The organism is Yimella sp. RIT 621, assembly GCF_004146205.1.
Classification (GTDB): domain Bacteria; phylum Actinomycetota; class Actinomycetes; order Actinomycetales; family Dermatophilaceae; genus Yimella; species Yimella lutea.
Map to the genome: position 1 here is coordinate 54,862 of NZ_SEIP01000003.1, position 20,092 is coordinate 74,953.

Consider the following 20,092-nt stretch of genomic DNA (forward strand, 5'->3'; position numbering starts at 1 on the left):
CCGCTGTGGACGCACGGACGCCGCCGTGGTCGAGCCACGACGGCGTCCGTTTTCGACGTCCTCGGGAAGCGGTCGCTGTTACGACTGGTTCCCTGGACTACGGGCGTAGTCAGCTCAGGCGACGTCCGAGCACCCAGGCTCCGGCGAGGAGCATCGCGAACAGCGCACCGGCACCGGCGAACAGACCGCCGTTGCTCGATGACGATCCGCCGCTCTGGTCACCGTCGGTCACGACGGGCGGGCCGGTCACGGTGCTGGTCGGCGTGCTGGTCGGCGTGCTGGTCGGCGTGCTGGTCGGCGTGCTGGTCGGCGTGCTGGTCGGGGTGCCGGTGGGCGAAGCCGTCGGCGACTCGGTGCCGGTGGGCGAAGCCGTCGGCGACTCGGTGCCGGTGGGCGAAGCCGTCGGCGACTCGGTGCCGGTGGGCGAAGCCGTCGGGGTCGACGTCGGGCTCGGCTGGTCCGCGGCCACCACGGTGACCGGCATGGTGACGGTCGTGCCGGTCTGCGCGGCCTTGACGAAGAGCTGCTGTGCTCCGGTCATCGCGTCGGCCGGGATCTTGACAGTGATCGTCGCGGTCTCGTTACGCGTGGGGAACGGGGGCGCCGTGGTCAGCACCTTCTGCACCGGGAAAGTGCCGAGCGACTGGGTGCCCAGGAAGACCTCGACCTCGGTCGTGGTCGGGGCACCCGCGCTGGTCATGTCGAGCCCGGACACCGTGAACGTGACCTCTTCACCCTGGGTGACCGCCTTCGGCTGGTTTTCGACGGCCACACCGTTCTTGGCGAACGAGGGGCTTGCGGGGTTGTGGTCCTTGAACCATTCGACGAACAGCGACTGGTCGATCAGGCCGGAGTCCTTACGCGTCGCGTCTGCCGCCTCGAACGCGGTGAAGTTGTCACCACCGCCGACCAGGAAGGAGTTGGACGCGACCGTGTAGGTCTTGCCCATGTCGAGGGGCTGCCCGTCGACAGTGACCGAGGTGATCCGCGAACCGGCGGCCGCGCTCGGGTCGTAGGTGTAGGTGACGTTCTTGCTCAGTCCGAGCTTGAGGAACGCACGCGAACTGCCCTCGGGCTGCCACTGCTGCTCCAGCACCTGCTTGAACTGCGCGCCGGTGACCTCGATGGTCTGCACCGTGTTGTTGAACGGCATGATCGCCGCGACATCGGCATAGGTAATCGTGCCGTCGGTGCCGTACTTCAGGTCGGCACGCACGCCGCCGGGGTTCATCACACCGATCTCGACACCGCCGGGGCGACCCGGCTTGTTGATCGAGTCGACGTACGACTGGGCGATGAGGTTCGACAGGGTCGACTCGCGCAAGCGGTCGTCGCGGCTGCCGTCCGGCTTGAGGGCCGTGGTGATGTCGGCGGTGATCTTGCCGACCGGCTGCTTGCCGATGACATCGGCGCGCGCATTGGCGTTGTCGACGATCGTGGCGGCGGACCGGTAACGAGCGTCGGCTTCACAGGCCGCAGTGGTTGCGGTGACCTCGCGGTTGGTCACGGAGTACTGGGTGACCTTCTTGGTGGTCGGGTCATAACCGAGTTGCAGCACACCGAGGTGGGAGGCGTAGTAGTCGGTCTGGATGACCGGGCGCGTGCCGCCACCGGGAGCGGGTGCGTCCCAGGCGTAGATCTGGTGGGTGTGACCGGTGAAGATCGCGTCCACGCTCGCAGCGGTCCCGTTCACGATCTTGGCGAAGATTCCACCCCGCGCAGTCTGCGAGGCGAGGGTGGCGTCCCCGCCCCCGGCGGCGCCCTCGTGGTACTCGGCGACGACGACGTCCGCCTCACCGTTGGAGGCGTCACCGTCCTTGAGCTGTGCTGCGGTGCGGTTCACGGCAGCGACCGGGTCGCCGAAGGTGAGACCGCTGATGCCGTCGCCGGCGACCAGCGACGGGACGTCGGAGGTGACCGCGCCGACGACGCCCACCTTCACGCCGTTCACATCGATCACCTTGTACGCCGGCAGCGCCGGGGTGGTGGTGCCCGCCCGGTAGACGTTCGCTCCGAGGTAGGTCCAGTTCGCACGGGCCTGGACGCGTCCGGTGAGGTCGGCGAAGCCCTTGTCGAACTCGTGGTTTCCGACGGCCGACGCCTTCAGGTCGAGCGCGTTCAGGTAGTCGATCGCCGGCACGTCGTTCTGCGAAGCGGACGCGAACGGCGTACCGCCGACGTTGTCACCGGCCGACAGGAACGTCGCCCCGAGTTCGTTCTGCGCTGTGGTGACGGTGCAGGCGAAGTCCTTGGTGAAGTGACCGTGGAAGTCGTTGGTGTTGAGCAGGCTGATCTTGGTGAGATTAGGGCTGATCGGGCCGTCGCCGACGTTCGTGGCGGCGAGGGCCGAGGGCGATGCAGCGAACGACGCGGCGAGCGCGACGGTCGCGGCAGCGCCGAGCAGGCGGGCTGACTGCATGGAAGGAGCTCCTTGACGGTTCGGGGATGCGCCGCTGCACGGCCATCTCCAGCACGGACCGACTTCGGCTCGAGGGTCAGTCTGCACCTCACTGCCCGCCACGTCGACTGTTGTGACACAGCGTTATACGAACGTCCTTCGAGAGTTCACCCCGAACGTGCGACTCACAGACCTCGCTGCGCCATCGCCTGCAGTCGGGCGATGCGGTCGGCGGTCGAGGGGTGGGTCGACATCAGTCGGGACACGTCCTGCGCCCGGAACGGGTTCGCGATCATCATGTGGCTGGCGTTGACGACCTTCGGGGTCGGGGCCAACGGGGCGCGGGCAACTCCGTGTTCCAGCTTCGCGAGCGCGGACGCGAGCGCGAGCGGGTCGCCGGTGAGTCGGGAGCCGTCCTCGTCCGCGTCGTACTCGCGAGTGCGGCTGATCGCGAACTGGATGATCATCGCCGCGAACGGCGCGAGGAAGGCCATCAGCAGCATCGCGATGGGGTTCGGACGGTTCTCGTCGCTGCCACCCAGCGCGCCCGCGAACATCATCATCTGTGCGACGGAGGTGACGATTCCGGCGAGCGCCGCCGCGATGGACGAGGTCAGGATGTCGCGGTTGTAGACGTGCATCAGTTCATGCCCGAGCACCGCTCGCAGTTCACGCTCGTCCAGCAGTTCCAGGATGCCCTCGGTGCAGCAGACCGCTGCATTCTTGGGGTTGCGGCCGGTCGCGAACGCGTTCGGTGCCTGCGTGGGAGAGATGTACAACCGCGGCATCGGCTTGCCTGCGGCGTTGGAGAGTTCGCGGACGATGCGGTACATCTGCGGCGCCTGGATCTCGCTCACCGGGTAGGCCTGCATCGCGCGCAGGGCCAGCTTGTCGCTGTTCCAGTAGCCGTAGAACGTCGTCGCCACGCCGATCAGCGCGAACACCCAGATGAACTTGCCGCCACCGATGAGCGATCCGACACCCAGCAGCAGCGCCCAGATGGCGCCGAAGAGCAGGGCCGTCTTCAGGCCGTTGTAATGCTTGTGCACATCTGGATGAACGTCGCGGACGGTTCGCGTGTTCCATACCGCGTTCACCGTCGTAGGTTTGTGCTCATGCCCAAGCCGTTGGCCGAACTCGTCCACCCCAGCTGGGTGCCCAGCCTCACCCCGGCGGCGGACGCGCTGACTGCGTGCGGGGAGTTCCTGCGTGCCGAACTCGCCGCCGGCCGCGGATACCTTCCGGCGTCGGAGAACGTGCTGCGTGCTTTCTCCGGGCCGATGGACGAGGTGCGCGTACTGATCGTCGGCCAGGACCCGTATCCGACCCCCGGGCACGCCGTCGGCTTGTCGTTCTCGGTGGCGCCGGACGTCCACCCGATCCCGCGCAGCCTGATGAACATCTACACCGAGCTGGGGTCCGATCTCGGGGTGCCCAGGCCCTCGACCGGTGACCTGTCGCCGTGGAGCGAGCGCGGGGTGCTGCTGCTCAACCGGGTGCTGACCGTGCGACCGGGCACGCCCGCGAGTCACCGCGGCAAGGGTTGGGAGACCGTGACCGCCGCCGCGATCAGCGGACTGGTGGAGCGCGGCGGACCGCTGGTCGCGATCCTGTGGGGCCGCGACGCCCGCAACCTCGCACCGCATCTGGGTGAGGTGCCGTACGTCGAGAGCGCCCACCCGTCCCCGCTGTCGGCCCGATCGGGATTCTTCGGGTCGAAACCGTTCAGCCGGTGCAACGAGCTGCTGCAGCGCCAGGGCGCCGAACCGATCGATTGGAGTCTCCCGTGAGTTGGCAGCGCTACGTCGCGATCGGCGACAGCTTCACCGAGGGCATGGTCGATGAGCACCCGGACGACCCCGGCGCCTACGTCGGTTGGGCCGATCGGCTCGCCGCGCAGTTGGCATCCGATGCCCGCCCCGAGGGGCGACCGTTCGGGTACGCCAACCTCGCCGTGCGTGGCCGGTTGCTCGCCGACGTCGCGGGTCCGCAGTTGGAGGCGGCGCTTGCACTCGAACCCGACCTCGTGTCGATCGTGGGCGGTGGCAACGACATCCTGCGTCCGAAGGCCGACCTCGACCGCATCGCCGACGAACTCGAAGCAGCCGTCGAACGCATCCGATCGACCGGAGCCGACGTCCTGATGTGCACGATGGCCAATCCGAAGGGCGCGGCGGTGCTGCGCCGTCTGGCCGGACGCATGGGATCGCACAACGCGAACATCTGGGGCATCGCACAACGACAGGGCGCGTACGTGATCGACCAGTGGGGGCTTCGTTCCCTACGCGACGCCCGCATGTGGGGCATCGACCGCATCCACCTGTCCAGCCTGGGCCACGAACGCATTGCCGCACAGGCGTATTGGGCACTCGGCCAACACACCGGTGAACGTGACTGGGCGGTCCCGCTCGACCCCGCTCCCCCACTCGGCCGTCGCGAGTCGATCGCGGGTCACGCCGCCTGGGCCAAGGAGTACGCGGCGCCATGGGTGCAGCGGCGCCTGCAGGGGCGCAGCTCCGGCGACGAGGTTCAGCCCAAACGCCCGACGATCACGCCGCTCGACTGAGTCCCCGGCGGGGACCTTGGTCCCTGGGTCGACCGGCGAAGCAGGCGTACCGTCGAGAGCACGATGTGTACGTATTGCGGGTGTGAGTCGATCACGATCATCGGCCGGTTCATGGATGAACATGTGGCCATCATCAACGCGAACGGCGAGTTGCGCCGGGCCGTCGAAGCCGCCGACCGCCACGGCATCGAGCGCTCGGCCGACCTGCTCGCCGGACTGCTGTTCCCGCACACCGAAGCCGAGGAGGCCGGCGTCTTCACCGTGCTGGCCCGCGACGAGGACTTCACCGAGCACATCGAGCACCTGTGTGCCGAACACGACAGCCTGGACGCGCAACTCAAGCGCATCCGCGCCGGCGCCCACGACGAGATGCACGCGTTCGAGATCGCTCTGCGAGAACACATCAATCGGGAGGAGAACGGTCTCTTCCCGGCCGCGGCGATCGCGTTCGCCGGCCCGGAGTGGGACGAGGTCGACGCGCTGACGCCGCCGGCCGCGGTGTGACGAGATGACGTCACGGTCTGTCACATCAGGACGCCCCAGCGCGGGGTCGCGCGGCCGCGGGGCGATGCGCGATCGCCCGTCGGTGGTCTGGCTGATCCTCGCGTTCGTCGTTGCCGTCAACCACCGCTTCATCCCCGAATCCCGTTGGCTCATGGTGCATCTGGTGATGCTTGGCGCGGTCACCCACTCGGCGATGGTGTGGAGCACGCACTTCACGCAGGCCTTGCTGAAGTCGCCGGAGTCCATCGATCCGCGCAAGCACCAGACGCTGCGCCTGGCCATGCTCTTCGCGGGTGTCAGCTCGATCACGATCGGCGTCCCCACCCTCTGGTGGTGGCTGGTCGTCGCCGGGGCGTGCCTGGTCGTCGGCGCCGTCTGCTGGCACGCCGTGCAGCTCGGACGTCGGTTGCGCGCCGCGCTGCCCGGCCGCTTCCGGATCACGATCCGCTACTACCTGCTCGCCGCCGCGTGCGTCCCGGTCGGGGCGACACTCGGTGTGCTGCTGGCCCGTGGACCCGAGGAACAGACTCACGCCGAACTGCTGGTCGCGCACTCCATGACGATGGTGCTCGGCTGGCTCGGGTTCACCGTACTGGGCACGCTCGTCACCCTGGGGCCAACCATCCTGCGTACCCGGATCGATGAGAAAGCGGAGGCCTACTCGATCCGCGCTCTCCCCTTCTTCGCGATCTTCCTGGCGACCACGGTCACCGGCGCGTTGCTCGACAACCGGCCCACGCTGCTCGCCGGGCTGTTCGGCTACGTGCTCTGCGTCGTTGCCTGGGCGGTACCGCTGGTCCGCGCCTTCCGCGGCGCCAAGCAGCGGCGGGAGTTCGCCGCGTGGTCGACCGGCGCCGGGGTGCTCTGGCTCGTCGCCGCTGCCGTCACTCTGCTGGTGCGGGTGGCGCGTGACCCACTCGTCGAGATCTCCGCGTCCTACGGCCGGGTCGCCTCGATGGTGGTCGTCGGGTTCGCGCTGCAGCTGGTCACCGGTGCGCTGTCGTACCTGATCCCGAGCGTCGTCGGCGGCGGACCTCGCGTCCTGGCCGCCGGACGTTCGGTGTTCGAGAAGTGGTCGACCGCGCGGCTGGTGCTGATCAACGGTGGGTTGCTGCTGTGCGTGCTGCCGGTCCCCAGCGCCGTCCGTGTCGTGCTGTCGGTCGTCGTCCTGCTTGCCCTCGCTGCATTCATCCCGTTGATGTTCAGGGCGATTCGGTCGATGGTCCGCACCAGGATCGCGCTCGCGACCGGTGCCCCGACCGAGCCGCCGGCCGCGCTGTCCGGCTCGCGTATCGTCCAGGCGCTGTCCGCCGCACTCGCACTTGCGGTGGCCGTCGTCGCAGGCATCGCACTCAACCCGGTGATCCTCGGCGGCACGCCCGACCAAGCCCTGTCGCCGTCGTCCGTGGTTGCGACCGGCCGGACGACCACGGTGCAGGTGACCGCGCACGACATGCATTTCATGCCGAAAGCGGTGCAGGTGCCGGCAGGCGACCGCCTGGTCGTCGTGCTGACCAATCGGGACACCAAGAACTCGCACGACCTGACGTTCACGAACGGCAAGGCCACCGACCGGCTGCGTCCGGGTCAGAGCCAGACGCTGGACGTCGGTGTCGTCGGTGCGAGCACCCAGGGTTGGTGCAGCGTCCTCGGGCACCGACGGATGGGGATGGTGTTCGACGTCGTCGTCACCGGAAAGCCTGCGGTTCAGGCCAATTCACCTGTCCCGGCAAATGCGGAGCAACCGTTGCGCCCGGACGACCGGGCCCCGAGGTCCGTCGTGGACGCTTCCCTTCCTCCCGCGCCGAGCACGAAGGTGCACAGGCTGCGATTGCCGATCGTCGAACAGGAGATGGAGGTCGCACCCGGCATCAAACAGAAGCGCTGGACGTTCGGCGGCACCGTCCCCGGCCCGACGCTGCGCGGCAGGATCGGTGACACCTTCGAGATCACCTTGGTCAACCAGGGGTCGATGGGTCACTCCATCGACTTCCACGCGGGCTCGCTGGCACCGGACCGGCCCATGCGGACGATCGCGCCTGGTCAGTCGCTGGTGTACCGGTTCACCGCGACGCGCGCCGGCATCTGGATGTATCACTGCTCGACCATGCCCATGTCGATGCACATCGCGGCCGGCATGCACGGTGCGGTGATCATCGACCCGCCGAACCTGCCGACGGTCGATCGGGAGTACGTGCTCGTGCAATCGGAGGCGTACGTGAACGGCGACGGCCGATCGAAGGTCGCCGAGGTCGACGGTGATGCGGTCTCCGCCGAGAAGCCGGATCTGGCGACCTTCAACGGAATTGCCAGCCAGTACGACCACCGGCCGTTGACCGCGAAGGTGGGCGAACGGGTCCGGATCTGGGTGCTGAATGCGGGTCCGAACCGGGGCACGTCCTTCCATGTGGTCGGCGGCCAGTACGACCGGGTGTACTTCGAGGGCAACGACCTGCTGAACGGCGGGCCGGGCGGTGCGCAGTCGCTCGCGCTGGCGGCGGCGCAGGGAGGGTTCGTCGAACTCACGCTGCCGGAGGCCGGCAACTACCCGTTCGTGTCACACGTGATGGTGGACGCCGAACGCGGTGCTCACGGCATCCTGCGGGTCAGCCGGTAGCAGCAGCCACCGGCGCCGTACGACGCCCGAGGCGCAGCCGTTCCAAGGGCAGGAAGGCGAACAGGCAGACCACCGTCGGGATGAAGTGGATGCTCAGCAGCGCGAACGTGCTGGCGTGGAAGACGAACCAGAATCCGACGTACGCGTACAGCGGACGACCGCGCAGCACGAGCATCAGCGGCGCGAGGAACTCGGCGATCAGCGAGATCCACTGGAAGACATAGGTGACCTGGGGGACGCTGGTGAGCGGCTCGGCGATGAATGACCCGCGCCGGGTGATCGCCCAGACGAGTACCGCCGAACTCGCCCAACCCCAGCCTGCTTCCTTCACTTTCGCGACGGCCGCGAGGAAATAGGTCGCTGCGACCGAGATCTGGATCATCCGGACCGTCCACCCGTTGCGCTGCAACGCATCTCGCGCGTCAGTGATCCGCCCGGCGGCGAGCGGGAGCACGAACAGGGCGACCAGCAACGCGAGGTGGTCGTGGTTGATCTTGGCGTAGGAGTAGGCATTGCTGAGCCAGTCGAGCATCCCGAAGGCGACAACCCATCCGGCGCTCTTGGGTTTGATCCCGAGCAGGCCGAGGACGGCCCCGACCGCGATCACGATCTGCAGTACGCGGACATACACCGCGTTCGGTTGCGGCAGGTGCAACAGATCGCGGATGGGCAGCGGCTGGTAGAGGTCGGCGGGGATGTTCCCGTGGCCGATGGGGAACGCCGTCAGCCAGAAGATGTCGAGCAGCACCACGAGATACACCAGCCGCCGCATCCAGATGATGCGTTCGGTGGGCACCTGCGGGAAGGCCCAGTTCACGAGAGATCCTTCGGGTCGTGCGGGTCGACGACCTGCCAGGTGGCCAGCACCACCCGCTGCGGCTTGCCGTGGGCCGCGCCGCCACGCAGTTGTTGCACCGTGTCGACGAGGTAGATCACCCGGTACCCCGGCGGGTTCGACAACGACCGGGACGCCGCGACCGCGACGGCCTGCAGGCGCTTGGGCTCGGCGAGGATGCGGGTCTCCTGACCCTCGATCTCGGCTCGTTCCAAGCCGATTCCGCCGGCCCCCAACGGCACGACGACCCTGCGTCCGTCCACGGTGTCGGCCTCGATGCCGAGTGAGCGCACCTGCCCGTCCGGGTTCACCCCGAACGCGAACATCACCATCGGGCCGATCGGCCACCACCGGTCGTTGCCGACTGCGGAGCCAAGGACTAGGGCGACCACCAGTACGAGCATCGCGGCGACGCGAGCCCACAACCCGACCGTTCGGGTCGGCGAATCGGTCTGCTCGGGCACGTCCGTCAGCATGCCAGCAGCGGGCGCGACGACACCGACAGGTCAGGCATCGGCGAGCAGGTTACTGACCGTCCGCAGCGCCAATCCCCTTGCGACACACTTCGGTACGAAGTCCTCCAGGGCGAGAACAACCTCCTGGGTCGCCGTGCCGCGTCCGTCGTGGCAGAGCACGATCGCACCGTCGGACAGTTCGGCTTCGAGTCGTTCGGCTGCGGCTGCCGACTTGCGCCCGGGCAGGTAGTCGGACCACAGGACCATCCGCAGCCGCTGCATCGTCGCCGCGTGCAGCACCGGCGCGTCGAACCGGCCGTACGGCGGACGCATGAGCACCGGCGTGTACCCGGTGAGTTCGGTGATCGCCTGCTTGGTGCGCTGCATGGAGCCGGCCAGTTCATCGGGCGTCAACTGAGCCATGTCGCGATGGTCGGCGCCGTGCACGGCGAGCTCGTGACCTTCCCGCGCAATGCGACGGGTCAGTTCCGGATGCTTGTTCACGTGATCGAGCAGGACGAAAAACGTCGCTCTGCAACTGTTCTCGGCGAGGTTGTCCAGAAGCGCGGGTGTGTAGCGCGGGTCGGGACCGTCGTCGAAGGTGAGCGCGATGCCGGGGTTCGAGCTGCGCCAGACGACGTCCGCCCGGAATTCGCCGGTGCGCGGCGACGGCGGCGACAGCCGGTACGACGGCTCACGGTTCGTGCGCTCGTGTTCGTCGATGGCGAAGGCTGCGCTCGCGCCGGTGGACAAACTGGCCGCAGCAACCCCACCGGACATGAGTAGCGCCCGCCGTCGGCTCACCGAAAAAGAACCCCTCGTTTCCCCCATGTTCACGATTATGGCGACGCTGCGACGATCGCGCCACGCGAATGCCGGCGGCGGCCCGTCGCTGGAGGTCGGTGGGGCGGCCGTTCAGGACATCGCTGCGCGGATGGCAGCGGCGAACTCGTCGATGTCCTGCTCGGTGGTGTCCCAGGAACACATCCACCGCACTTCCCCGACACCCTCGTCCCAGAAGTAGAAGTGGAAGTCTCCCATCAGCTTCTGCGACACCGACTTCGGCAGGATCGCGAAGACCGCGTTCGCCTGCACTGGGCGGGGCAGGATGACGCCGTCGATGTCGCGTACCGCTTCAGCCAGCCGGGTGGCCATCGCGTTGGCGTGGCCGGCGTTGCGCAGGTACAACTCGTCGGTCAGCAGCGCCTCGAGTTGAGTACTGACGAAGCGCATCTTGGACGCCAACTGCATCGACTGCTTGCGCAGGTACTTCATCCCGGTGACGACCTCGGGGTTGAGCACGAGCACCGCTTCGCCGACCATGAGTCCGTTCTTGGTGCCGCCGAACGACACGATGTCGACGCCGGTGTCGGTGATCATCTCCTTGAAGGTGACCGCGAGGCTCGCTGCCGCGTTCGACAGACGAGAACCGTCGACGTGCAGCACCCAGCCGTTCGCGTGGACGCGCTCGGCGATGTGGGCGATCTCCTCGACCGTGTAGACCGTGCCGAGTTCGGTGGACTGGGTGATCGAGACGACCTTCGACTGCGCGTGATGCTCGTCGTCCTTGCGCACCCCGACCGTGTCGATGAGTTCGGGGGTGAGCTTGCCGTCCGGGGTCGGCACGGTCATCAGCTTCAGTCCGCCCATCCGCTCGGGCGCTGCGCACTCGTCGACGTGGATGTGCGCTGTCGCAGTGCAGATCACCGACTCCCACCGCTGCGTGACCGCCTGCAACGCAACGACATTCGCTCCCGTTCCGTTGAAGACCGGGTAGGCCTCGGCCTTGTCGCCGAAGAGCCCTTTGAAGGTCTCCTGCAGACGGGCGGTGTAGACGTCGTCGCCGTACGCGGTCTGGTGTCCACCGTTCGCCCGGACGATCGCGGCGAGCACCTCGGGGTGGATGCCGGAGTAGTTGTCACTGGCGAATCCGCGGTCGGTCGGGTCGTGCAGCACATCGAGTTCAGTCACACCCACAATCCTCTCAGCCCCCTCGTGCGGCTCTGGCCTCCCCCCGTGGTCCCGCTGTTCACGGTCTCCGCTGAAACGCACGCCTGAGGAACCAGCGCGTACACGCCGGGCCATCCCGACGAAGCACTCCGCCGACGGCGGCCGTACCAGCCACTTCGCACGCGCCAGAGGTTTCGACGCAGGCATCCTCCTGCGTCGGACGCCTGGCTCAACCAGCGAAAAGACCAGCCGCCATCGCTGGTCGAGCCGAACGCCGGAGGAACGAAGGCGTACGCGCCGACACCCGGTGAGATGCGACGGCTACTCAGCCGGGCGACTGCCTGGCTCAACCAGCGGAAAGATCAGCCGCCAACCACAACCGCCCCAGCCACTTCGCACGCGCCCTAGGTTTCGACGCAGGCATCCTCCTCCGTCGGACGCCTGGCTCAACCAGCGAAAAGACCAGCCACCATCGCTGGTTGAGCCGAACGCCTGAGGAACGAAGGCGTACGCGCCGAAACCCGGTGAGATGCGACGGCTACTCAGCCGGACGACTGCCTCGGTTGCGCTTCGCAGCGGTAGCCCTTGGCGGACAGAGCAGGCAGCAGATCGCGGCGTCCGTCGATCAACGCCTGACGCTTGGCCCGACCCCAACCCTGAATCTGCTTCTCAGCAAAGTAAGCGTCGTCGATGCGCTCCATCTCGGCGAACCAGACGAGCTTCACCGGACGACGTCTCCTCGTGTACATCGCGCCGGCGGGTTCGTGATTGTGTTCCCAGAGGCGGCGTTCGAGGTCCCAGGTGCTGCCGCAGTAGTAGGAGCCGTCGCAGCATTCGAGCAGGTAGACGTATGGCATGGGTCCACGCTCAGTCGGGCACCCGATGACGTCGAGGTCGAGGCTGGACCGTGTGGATGAAACGCCACGTCCGTGGCCATCTGTGGAGACAGGCGCTGTGGCCAGGTTTCCATTCAGGGTCAGCGGTTTCGGCGCAGGCGTCCTCCTTCGTCGGACGCCTGGCTCAACCGGCGGAGAAGCCAGCCACCAACGACAACCGCTCCAACCACTTCGTCCATGCCAGAGGTTTCAGCCAGGCGAACAGCGCGGCTCAACCGACCGCTGGTTGAGCCGCGGAACCGACGAAGGAGGTTCCGCGCGCCGACACCCGGTGAGTGACACGGCCTCTCAGTCGAACGGAATGTCAGCGGGGGGGCATGCGGAGGGCGCCGTCGAGGCGGATGACCTCGCCGTTGAGCATCGGGTTGGCGACGATGGAGTCGACGAGCTGCGCGTACTCCTCCGGGCGGCCGAGCCGCGAGGGGTGTGGCACCTGAGCCTCGAGGACGCTCTTCACGTCGTTCGGGAGGCCGGCCATCATCGGGGTCTCGAAGGTGCCCGGGGCGATCGTCATGACTCGGATTCCCCTGTCCGCCAGGTCTCGTGCTGCCGTCAGGGTGAGACCCACGACGCCGCCCTTGGAGCTGGCGTACGCAGCCTGTCCGACCTGGCCGTCGAAGGCAGCGACAGACGCGGTCATCACAACCACTCCACGGTCACCCTCGACCGGCTCGTTCTCCGCCATCGCCGCCGCAGCCAGCCGGAGCACGTTGAACGTGCCGATCAGGTTGATCTCGACAACGGTACGGAACTGCTCCAGGTCGTGCACGCCGCGCTTGCCCACGATGCGCCCCGGGGTCGCGACGCCGGCGCAGTTGACGACGATGCGCAAATCACCGAGTTCCCTGGCTGCGTCAACCGCGGTTTGCACCTGGGCCTCGTCACGCACATCGGCCGCGACGAAACGGACACGGTCGCCCAACTCGTCGGCCAGGCTCTGCGCCTTGGACGACGCCAGGTCGGCCAGGACCACAGCGGCGCCCTCGGCGTTCAGACGGCGCGCGGTCGCTTCGCCGAGGCCGGAGCCACCACCGGTGATCAGGGCAACGGTCGTGTCGGTGATCTTCATCGGAAGTCCTTGTCTCGAAATCGAATTCACAGTGAAGCGAGCAGGTGACGCGAGATCACCAGGCGCTGGATCTGGTTGGTGCCCTCGAAGATCTGGGTCACCTTGGCCTCGCGGAAGAACCGCTCAACCGGGAAGTCCTGGGTGTAGCCGGCGCCGCCGAGCACCTGGACGGCGTCGGTCGTCACCTTCATGGCGGCGTCCGTGGCGACCAGCTTCGCCACCGCGGCCGCCTTGCCGAACGGGCGGCCGGCGTCCTTCAGGCGCGCGGCGTGCAGGTAGGTCGCGCGGGCCGCACCGACCGCGGCGTCCATGTCGGCCAGCATGAACGCCAACCCCTGGTTGTCGGCGATCGCGCGGCCGAACTGCTGACGCTCCTTCGCGTACTCCACGGAGTGGTCGAGTGCCGACTGTGCCAATCCCGTTGCTGCCGCGGCGATTCCGAGACGACCGGCATCCAGTGCGCTGAGCGCGATTGCCATCCCCTGACCACGCTCACCGATCAGCGCGTCAGCACCGACCGGCACGTCGTCGTAGACGACCTCCGCCACCGGGTCACCGTGCAGACCCATCTTCTTCTCGGGTGCACCGAAGCTCAGTCCGTCGGCATCGGCGGGCACGACGAAGCAGGACAGACCCTTGCCCGCGGTGTCGTCCGTGCGTGCGAACGTCGTGTAGTAGTCGGCGTGAGCAGCATGGGAGATCCACGCCTTGGTGCCCTTGATCCGCCAGTCCTCGCCCTCCTGGACGGCACGTGTGCGCATGTGCGCGATGTCGGAGCCGAACTCCCGCTCCGACAGGCCGTAGGCGCCAAGTTGTTCCCCGCCGAGCATCCCCGGCAGGAGTACCTCCTGTTGTTCGCGAGTGCCGAACTCGGCCACCGGGTACGCGGTGAGGCAGTGCACGCTGACGCCGACAGCCACCGCCATCCAACGCTGTGCGATCTCCTCGACCACCTGCAGGTAGACCTCGTACGGCTGGTCGGCGCCGCCGAACTCCTCCGGGTAGGGCAACGACAACAGCCCGGCGCGGCCGAGCACACGGAACACGTCCCGCGGCGGGGTGGCCGTCGCCTCGTCCCCTGATGCACGTGGCAGGACCTCCCCATCGGCGAGTTCGCGGGTGAGGTCGAGCAGATCTGTCGCCTCATCGGTCGGCAGCAGGCGTTCAACGGGCATGACGGCAAGGCTACTGACCACCGCACCCGGTGTGACGGGGACCACCTGCCGCCTCGACGACTGCAATATTTACGGTCTAGGCTGGATCAGACCGAAAGTTTTGTATGGAGGTGACCTCAATGCGTGTTTTCCCAAAGGTCCTGATCGACCAGGCCCATAGCAGTGCCTGGTCGCTCGACCGCTCCGTCGCGGCGACGATGAACCCCGCCAATCCGGCCGACGCCAGCCTGTCGATCGCGGTGAGCGCGTTGGAGGCACGCGGCTTCGAGGTCGCTGGACTCACCTCCAGGTTCACCCCGGACGCCTTGTCGGACGCCGACGTGTTGGTCATCGACCATCCGGCCGAGGCGCGTGCAGAGCGCGTGATGGGCGACCTCCCACCGGTGCTCGAACCGGATGAGATCGATGCCGTCGTCCAGTACGTGGAGGCGGGTGGCGGACTCATCGTGTTCGCCGAGTGTGAACAGGACACCTACGGCAACAACCTCAACGAGCTCCTCGCCCGATTCGGACTTCGCGTCGAAAGCACGCTGGTTCACGAGTCGGCCGACGGCGGACGCCGCCACCACCGCAACGCCACCTGGGTGTTGGGTGAGATTCCGAGCGGCCACGGCCAGGGAGTCCTCGCCGGTGTCGACGAGCTCTGCTTCTACCGTGCCGGCGTCATCGACATCAGCGACTGCCCCCGGGCGCAGGTGCTCGCCTCGTCGAGCGCGACCGCGCACCCCGCCGGTCGTCCGCTCGCAGTGGCAACGCCGTTCGGTGCCGGACGCGTCGTCGCCCTCGCAGACTCCGACCTCGTCGGTGACGACTCCATCGAAGAACTGGACCACTCCCGCTTCTGGACGAACATCGCCACCTGGGCGTCCGCCGGACGACGGGCGGCCCCGCGGGAAGTGAACGGGTCGCAGACCGCGAACCTGCCCGAATGGCAGCGCCTGAAAGCTGCCGTGCTCGAACTGCGTGAGATGCAGAGCAAGGACGGTTCGATCGACGGCACGGCACACTCGCATGAGCGAGCCCGCGAACTGGTCGAGAAGATCGTCACCGAGATCGACTCTCTCGCAACGCTGTTCCCGCACGAGCACGAGTATCTTGCGGCACTTCCGGCCGACTTCCGCAGGTGGGTCGACGGCGGGTTCGGAGTACCGGACTTCCTGGATTCGCTCGTACTGTTCCGCCCGGATCAGCACCGCCTCGACGGCATCGAGCACCTCGTGCTGTTCCCGATGTACACGCAGAACGGCAACCCGAACCGGGTCTTCGAGGCGCTCCTGGTGACCGTACCGTGGCCGGAGTGGCTGGCCGAGGTGGAGCGCGAGTACGTGAACTCGGCGTTCGTACCGGTGAACTTCCTCGACTTCACCCCCGGATACGACACCAACTGCGCGGTCCTCTTCCCCGAGACGGTCGCGGTCCGCGAGGTACCGAAGTTCCACTGGGGCGCTATCTTCTGCGACCGCGAGGGTGCCCGCTTCCGCCGCGTCGTCGAAGCGGCGTCCGACCTGCTGCACCTGCAGTTGCCACCGGACGGCGAGCGCCTGCTCGCCTCCCAGGAACTCGCGCAGTCGACGTTCGCGATGTGGGACCTCATCCACGACCGCACGCACAGCCACGGTGATCTTCCGTTCGATCCGTTCATGATCAAGCAGCGGATGCCGTTCTGGATGTACGCGCTTGAGGAACTGCGCTGCGACCTGGCGACCTTCCGTGAGGCCGTCAAGCTCGAGGCCGAGGGGCAGCCGTACGCCAAGTCGGTGCAGTTGGCCATCCTGTTCGACCGGCTGTTCCGCTTCCCGATCACCGGCGACAGGGTGCGCAACTATGACGGCCTCGGCGGACAGCTGATGTTCGCCTACCTGCACAAGCACGACGCCCTGCGCTGGACCGACAACAAGCTCTCCTTCGACTGGCGTCGTGTCCCCGACGTCGTCGTCGCGCTCTGTGAGGAGGTGGAGACGTTGTACCGCAGCGGGATCGATCGTTCCCGCGTGGGCCATTGGCTCGCGTCGTATGAGTTCGTGACCCGATACGTGGCGCCGCACCCGGCGTCCGTCTGGGCGACGGGAGCCCAGGAACTTCCGCTTGACGGTCCGGTGAAGGCCTTGGTCGACCTGGTGCAGCCCGACGAGTTCCCGCTCAACGTGTTCTACGAGGCGCTGCGCAAGAAGCTGTCGGGTGTCATCGAGTCGACCCGCGGCATCACCGCGGCAACCGATGCCTCGAGCACACCGGTCGTCGCATGAGCCTGCCGAAGGGCGCGGTCGTCGTCGTGACCGGTGCGTCCGGTGCGCTGGGTCGGGAAACCAGCCGCCGGTTGATCGACGCCGGTGCCACGGTGATCGGTGCCGGCCGTGAGAGCGGCTCGCTCATGAAGATCCGCGAGGAACTCGGGGCACGTTTCGTGCCGACCGCCATCGATCTGATCGACGAACCGGCAACGCTCGCGTGGGGTCACGAGCTCGTGACCGAGTACGGCCGTATCGACGGCCTGCTGCACCTCGTGGGCGGATGGAAGGGCGGCAGAGGCATCGTCGATGCTGACCTCACGGAATGGGATTTCCTGAACGACAACCTGATTCGCACACTCCAGCACGCCTCCCGTGCCCTGCACGACGCGCTGCTCGATTCACCGGACGGACGTCTGGCGATCATCTCCTCGACCGGTGTCGCGAAACCGACGGCGAAGAACGCGGCCTACGTTGCCGCAAAGGCAGCCGCGGAGGCATGGACCGGCGCGGTGGCCGACTCGTTCGACGGTTCTTGCGCCGCGGCCGTCGCGGTTCGGGTGATGGCGTTGCTCACCGCGCAGATGCGGGAGGCGAAGCCGGACGCGAGGTTCGCGGGCTTCACGCCGACGAGTGACGTGGCCGATGCCCTGTTGGCGTTGTGGGACGAACCGGCCAGGACACTCAACGGCCGCATCCTCGACCTCACGACCTGACGCCGAAACCACGCAGGGCGAACCCGATCCGGGTTCGCCCTGCGTGGTCAGGAAGGTCAATAGATACGGACGTCGGTGCCGATGCCGAGGTACCCCGAGCCCAGCAGGTGGTCCTGAGCGGCGGTGCTCAAACGGCAGCAGCCGTGCGATGCCGGGTACGGCGGAATACTGGTGGAGCCGTGGATCGCAACGCCACTGGAGGTGAAGAAGCGCGGCTTGTACATGGACCCGAGGGGCCCGGTGACCCAGCTGTTGGTGCTGGTCTCCGTCGTCGACTTACGGAAGACACGGAAGGTGCCCTTGGGGGTGATCGCCGTTGCCCAACCGTTGTAGTACCGGAAGCGTTCGCCGTTGCCGGTGCTGGTGTTGAGGGCGACCTGGACGACCCCACCCCGAACGACCATCAACAACTGCTTGGCGAGGTCGACCTCGATGCCGTCCAGCTTGAGCCGGCTGGTTGCACGTACTTTCGGCAGACCGCTGTCCCACAGGGCCTGATCGACGTAACCGGTGCGGGCTCGTCCGTGGGCCTTCTGCAGCGCGTACGTCGCCTGCTGGGTCAGGAGTCCGAAGCTACCGTCGGGGGTGCCGAGCCAATAGCCCGAGGCCGTCAGCACTCGCTGGTAGTGAAGGACACGAGCACCAGTCGACCCGATCTTCATGATGATGGTCGACGCTTCTGCGGATTCGGTCGTCGCCAGCGAGGCGCCGCCCGCGAGGAGGCCGCCTCCGGCTCCGAGAACGAGGGAGCGTCGGCTCAGGTCGATGGTCACGGCTGTCCCTTGCAGAAGTGGAATTTGTCGGATGGACACGCGGCGCAAGGCGGTGTCACGACCCATCTTGCCCCGTGCACACCGCCCCGCGCCAACTTGTGGCGAGATCGTGACCAAGTGTCGATCAGTACACCCGCACCTTCGTCCCGATGGCCAACCGTCCGGTGGCGAGCAGATGGTCCTGGGCTCGCGTGGTGAGCCGGCAGCAGCCGTGCGACGCGGCGTACCCGGGAATGCTGGGCGAGCCGTGGATCGCGATCCCGCCGTTGAAGTAGCGCGGCCGGTAAAGTCCGCCGAGGGCGCCGTAGTCCCACCCGTTGCTTCCGCCACGGAAGATCGAGAAGGTTCCCGACGGTGTCGTCGCGCGGACCCACCGCCCTTGGTAGGAGAACCATTCGCCGTTGCCGGTGCTGGTGTTGAACACCGAGTGCACCGCTGCGCCGCGGACGACCAGCAGCAGCTGACGCGTCTTGTCGATCTCGATGCCGTCGTAGCGATACCGGCTGTAGGTGCGCCGGCGCAGATGCACCTTCGTCCACGTCCAGTAGTCGACCCGTCCGGTGCGGCGGGCTCCATACGCCTTCTGCAGAGCCATGACGGCCTGCTGGGTCAGCGCGCCGTAACTTCCGTCGGCCGAACCGCACCAGAAACCTGCCGCTGCGAGCGAGGTCTGCACCGCGCGCACGTCGTTCCCGGTCGATCCGTACTGCATCGGTCGATACGACCCCGTGGCGCTCGGTGCTGCGAACGCCCCCGACGACTGCGCGACCTGTGCCATCGCAGCCGCCCCCAGGACGCCCCCGATGCCGAGGACGGCCGTGCGTCGGCTGATCTGTGCTCCCATGATGATTCCCCCTTCGATTCGTGCTGTGCGGCCTCCCCCGAGGCCACCTCCCTTTCGGGATGGCTTCATGGTGTGCCTGTTTTCCGCATGCGTCGATGGGGAGAACTCCCCTACGCTCGTGCGCCGTGAGCACCCCTGCGATTCCACGGCCGGCTCGATGACCGAGCTGTCCGGCCGCGCGACTGTGCTGGTGAACCCTGCAGCGGGCGCCGGGACCGCCGCAACCTCTGCCGAGACGGTCGTGGTCACGCTGCGCGACCTCGGCTTCGAACCGACCTTGGTTCGGACCACAAGCGCCCAGCACGCGACCGAGGTCGCGGCTCAAACGGCTGCGGACGACATCGTCCTCCCCTTGGGAGGCGACGGGATGATCTCCTTCGTGGCCCAGGGTTGCGTTCAGTCCGGGGCACTGCTCACTCCGCTTCCGGCCGGACGCGGAAACGACTTCGTCCGCGGTCTCGGACTGCCGCGCGACACTCTGGCGGTGACCCGGTCCCTTGCCTCGGCCACCGAGCACCGGATCGACGTGGGGATCGCCGGTGAGCGAGTTTTCGTAGGCACCGCGACCGCAGGTTTCGACGCACTCACCAACGAGCGCGCGAACCGGTTACGACGGATCCGCGGGCCGGTCGTGTACACCGCGGCCGGCGTTCGAACTGCGCTGACCGTCAAGCCTTTTCGATTCGCAGTGCGAACCGACGGTCCGGACGGCGCGCGAGAGGAATCGTTCGAGGGCTGGAACGTGCACATCGGAAATTCCGGACGCCACGGAGGCGGCCTGGCCGCAACGCCCGGCGGCGATCTCACCGACGGCCTGCTCGACGTCCTTGTCTCGCGTGGACGTCGGTTCGATCAACTGGCGGCGTCCGCGCTGCTGGAACGCGGCGGCCAGCATGTCCGGTTGCCGTATGTCGACCGGTGGCGGGCGACGAGGATCGAACTGACCGCGACGGACGCCGCCGGCCGGCCATTGGTGCTGTTCGCCGACGGTGACCCGCACACCCGAACCCCGGTGACGGTCGAGGTGCGTGCGGGCGCGCTGCGCTTGTTCCACTGAACGGCGAAG

18 protein-coding genes are annotated in these 20,092 nt (G+C 67.4%); 7 read left to right on the forward strand and 11 right to left on the reverse strand.

Features of this window, described 5'->3' with window-relative positions; genetic code table 11:
• Positions 1–109 precede the first annotated feature (109 nt).
• Together EU513_RS03735 and htpX are read right to left on the reverse strand one after the other, a co-directional pair.
• Positions 110–2,419, reverse strand: a complete 2,310-nt coding sequence (locus tag EU513_RS03735) for a bifunctional UDP-sugar hydrolase/5'-nucleotidase (RefSeq protein WP_129624562.1) — start codon at positions 2,417–2,419, stop codon at positions 110–112.
• Positions 2,420–2,583: 164 nt separating this feature from the next.
• Positions 2,584–3,447 (reverse strand): zinc metalloprotease HtpX, encoded by an 864-nt coding sequence (gene htpX / locus EU513_RS03740; protein WP_129624563.1) that lies wholly within the window; start codon positions 3,445–3,447, stop codon positions 2,584–2,586.
• 66 nt (positions 3,448–3,513) lie between these two features.
• Between htpX and EU513_RS03745 the strand changes: the two genes are divergently transcribed.
• The 4 genes from EU513_RS03745 (at position 3,514) to EU513_RS03760 (ending at position 8,085) form a co-directional block, all read left to right on the forward strand.
• Positions 3,514–4,188, forward strand: coding sequence for a uracil-DNA glycosylase (locus EU513_RS03745; protein WP_129624564.1), 675 nt, complete (start codon positions 3,514–3,516; stop codon positions 4,186–4,188).
• Positions 4,185–4,964: an SGNH/GDSL hydrolase family protein gene (locus tag EU513_RS03750; RefSeq protein ID WP_239701109.1), complete on the forward strand. Its 780-nt coding sequence runs from the start codon at positions 4,185–4,187 to the stop codon at positions 4,962–4,964. Before EU513_RS03745 ends, EU513_RS03750 begins: the two co-directional genes overlap by 4 nt.
• Positions 4,965–5,027: 63 nt before the next feature.
• Positions 5,028–5,468, forward strand: a complete 441-nt coding sequence (locus EU513_RS03755; protein WP_129624565.1) for a hemerythrin domain-containing protein — start codon at positions 5,028–5,030, stop codon at positions 5,466–5,468.
• A gap of 64 nt (positions 5,469–5,532) precedes the next feature.
• Entirely contained in the window at positions 5,533–8,085 is a 2,553-nt protein-coding gene (locus tag EU513_RS03760; protein WP_240795907.1) for a multicopper oxidase domain-containing protein, read from the forward strand.
• Here the strand turns inward: EU513_RS03760 and EU513_RS03765 are convergent.
• The 7 genes from EU513_RS03765 to EU513_RS03795 all read right to left on the reverse strand — a co-directional run bounded on the left by EU513_RS03765 (position 8,075) and on the right by EU513_RS03795 (position 14,465).
• Positions 8,075–8,902 (reverse strand): HTTM domain-containing protein, encoded by an 828-nt coding sequence (locus tag EU513_RS03765; protein ID WP_129624567.1) that lies wholly within the window; start codon positions 8,900–8,902, stop codon positions 8,075–8,077. The two genes, EU513_RS03760 and EU513_RS03765, sit on opposite strands and share 11 nt — an antisense overlap.
• Positions 8,899–9,384, reverse strand: a complete 486-nt coding sequence (locus EU513_RS03770; RefSeq protein WP_129624568.1) for a hypothetical protein — start codon at positions 9,382–9,384, stop codon at positions 8,899–8,901. The genes EU513_RS03765 and EU513_RS03770 overlap by 4 nt, the downstream gene beginning before the upstream one ends.
• A gap of 42 nt (positions 9,385–9,426) precedes the next feature.
• Entirely contained in the window at positions 9,427–10,179 is a 753-nt protein-coding gene (locus EU513_RS03775; RefSeq protein WP_168990129.1) for a polysaccharide deacetylase family protein, read from the reverse strand.
• A 111-nt stretch (positions 10,180–10,290) separates the two neighbouring features.
• Positions 10,291–11,346 carry a low specificity L-threonine aldolase gene (locus tag EU513_RS03780; RefSeq protein ID WP_239701101.1) on the reverse strand — a complete coding sequence of 352 codons (1,056 nt, stop codon included), beginning with the start codon at positions 11,344–11,346 and terminating at the stop codon, positions 10,291–10,293.
• A 521-nt stretch (positions 11,347–11,867) separates the two neighbouring features.
• Complete coding sequence (locus EU513_RS03785; protein WP_129624571.1) at positions 11,868–12,182, reverse strand: GIY-YIG nuclease family protein; 315 nt, start codon at positions 12,180–12,182, stop codon at positions 11,868–11,870.
• A 343-nt stretch (positions 12,183–12,525) separates the two neighbouring features.
• Positions 12,526–13,290, reverse strand: a complete 765-nt coding sequence (locus tag EU513_RS03790; protein ID WP_129624572.1) for a 3-hydroxyacyl-CoA dehydrogenase — start codon at positions 13,288–13,290, stop codon at positions 12,526–12,528.
• 26 nt (positions 13,291–13,316) lie between these two features.
• Complete coding sequence (locus tag EU513_RS03795; RefSeq protein ID WP_129624573.1) at positions 13,317–14,465, reverse strand: acyl-CoA dehydrogenase family protein; 1,149 nt, start codon at positions 14,463–14,465, stop codon at positions 13,317–13,319.
• A gap of 119 nt (positions 14,466–14,584) precedes the next feature.
• Here EU513_RS03795 and EU513_RS03800 point away from each other — a divergent pair, with 119 nt between their 5' ends.
• Together EU513_RS03800 and EU513_RS03805 are read left to right on the forward strand one after the other, a co-directional pair.
• Positions 14,585–16,711, forward strand: a complete 2,127-nt coding sequence (locus EU513_RS03800) for a DUF6421 family protein (RefSeq protein ID WP_129624574.1) — start codon at positions 14,585–14,587, stop codon at positions 16,709–16,711.
• Positions 16,708–17,409 carry an SDR family oxidoreductase gene (locus EU513_RS03805; RefSeq protein WP_129624575.1) on the forward strand — a complete coding sequence of 234 codons (702 nt, stop codon included), beginning with the start codon at positions 16,708–16,710 and terminating at the stop codon, positions 17,407–17,409. Before EU513_RS03800 ends, EU513_RS03805 begins: the two co-directional genes overlap by 4 nt.
• A 56-nt stretch (positions 17,410–17,465) precedes the next feature.
• Here EU513_RS03805 and EU513_RS03810 read toward each other — a convergent pair whose 3' ends face one another.
• A complete protein-coding gene (locus EU513_RS03810) occupies positions 17,466–18,182 on the reverse strand; it encodes a L,D-transpeptidase family protein (protein WP_240795908.1) in 717 nt (238 codons plus the stop codon).
• A gap of 124 nt (positions 18,183–18,306) precedes the next feature.
• Positions 18,307–19,026, reverse strand: coding sequence for a L,D-transpeptidase family protein (locus EU513_RS03815; protein ID WP_168990130.1), 720 nt, complete (start codon positions 19,024–19,026; stop codon positions 18,307–18,309).
• Positions 19,027–19,183: 157 nt separating this feature from the next.
• Here EU513_RS03815 and EU513_RS03820 point away from each other — a divergent pair, with 157 nt between their 5' ends.
• Positions 19,184–20,083: a diacylglycerol kinase family protein gene (locus tag EU513_RS03820; RefSeq protein ID WP_168990131.1), complete on the forward strand. Its 900-nt coding sequence runs from the start codon at positions 19,184–19,186 to the stop codon at positions 20,081–20,083.
• Positions 20,084–20,092 lie beyond the last annotated feature (9 nt).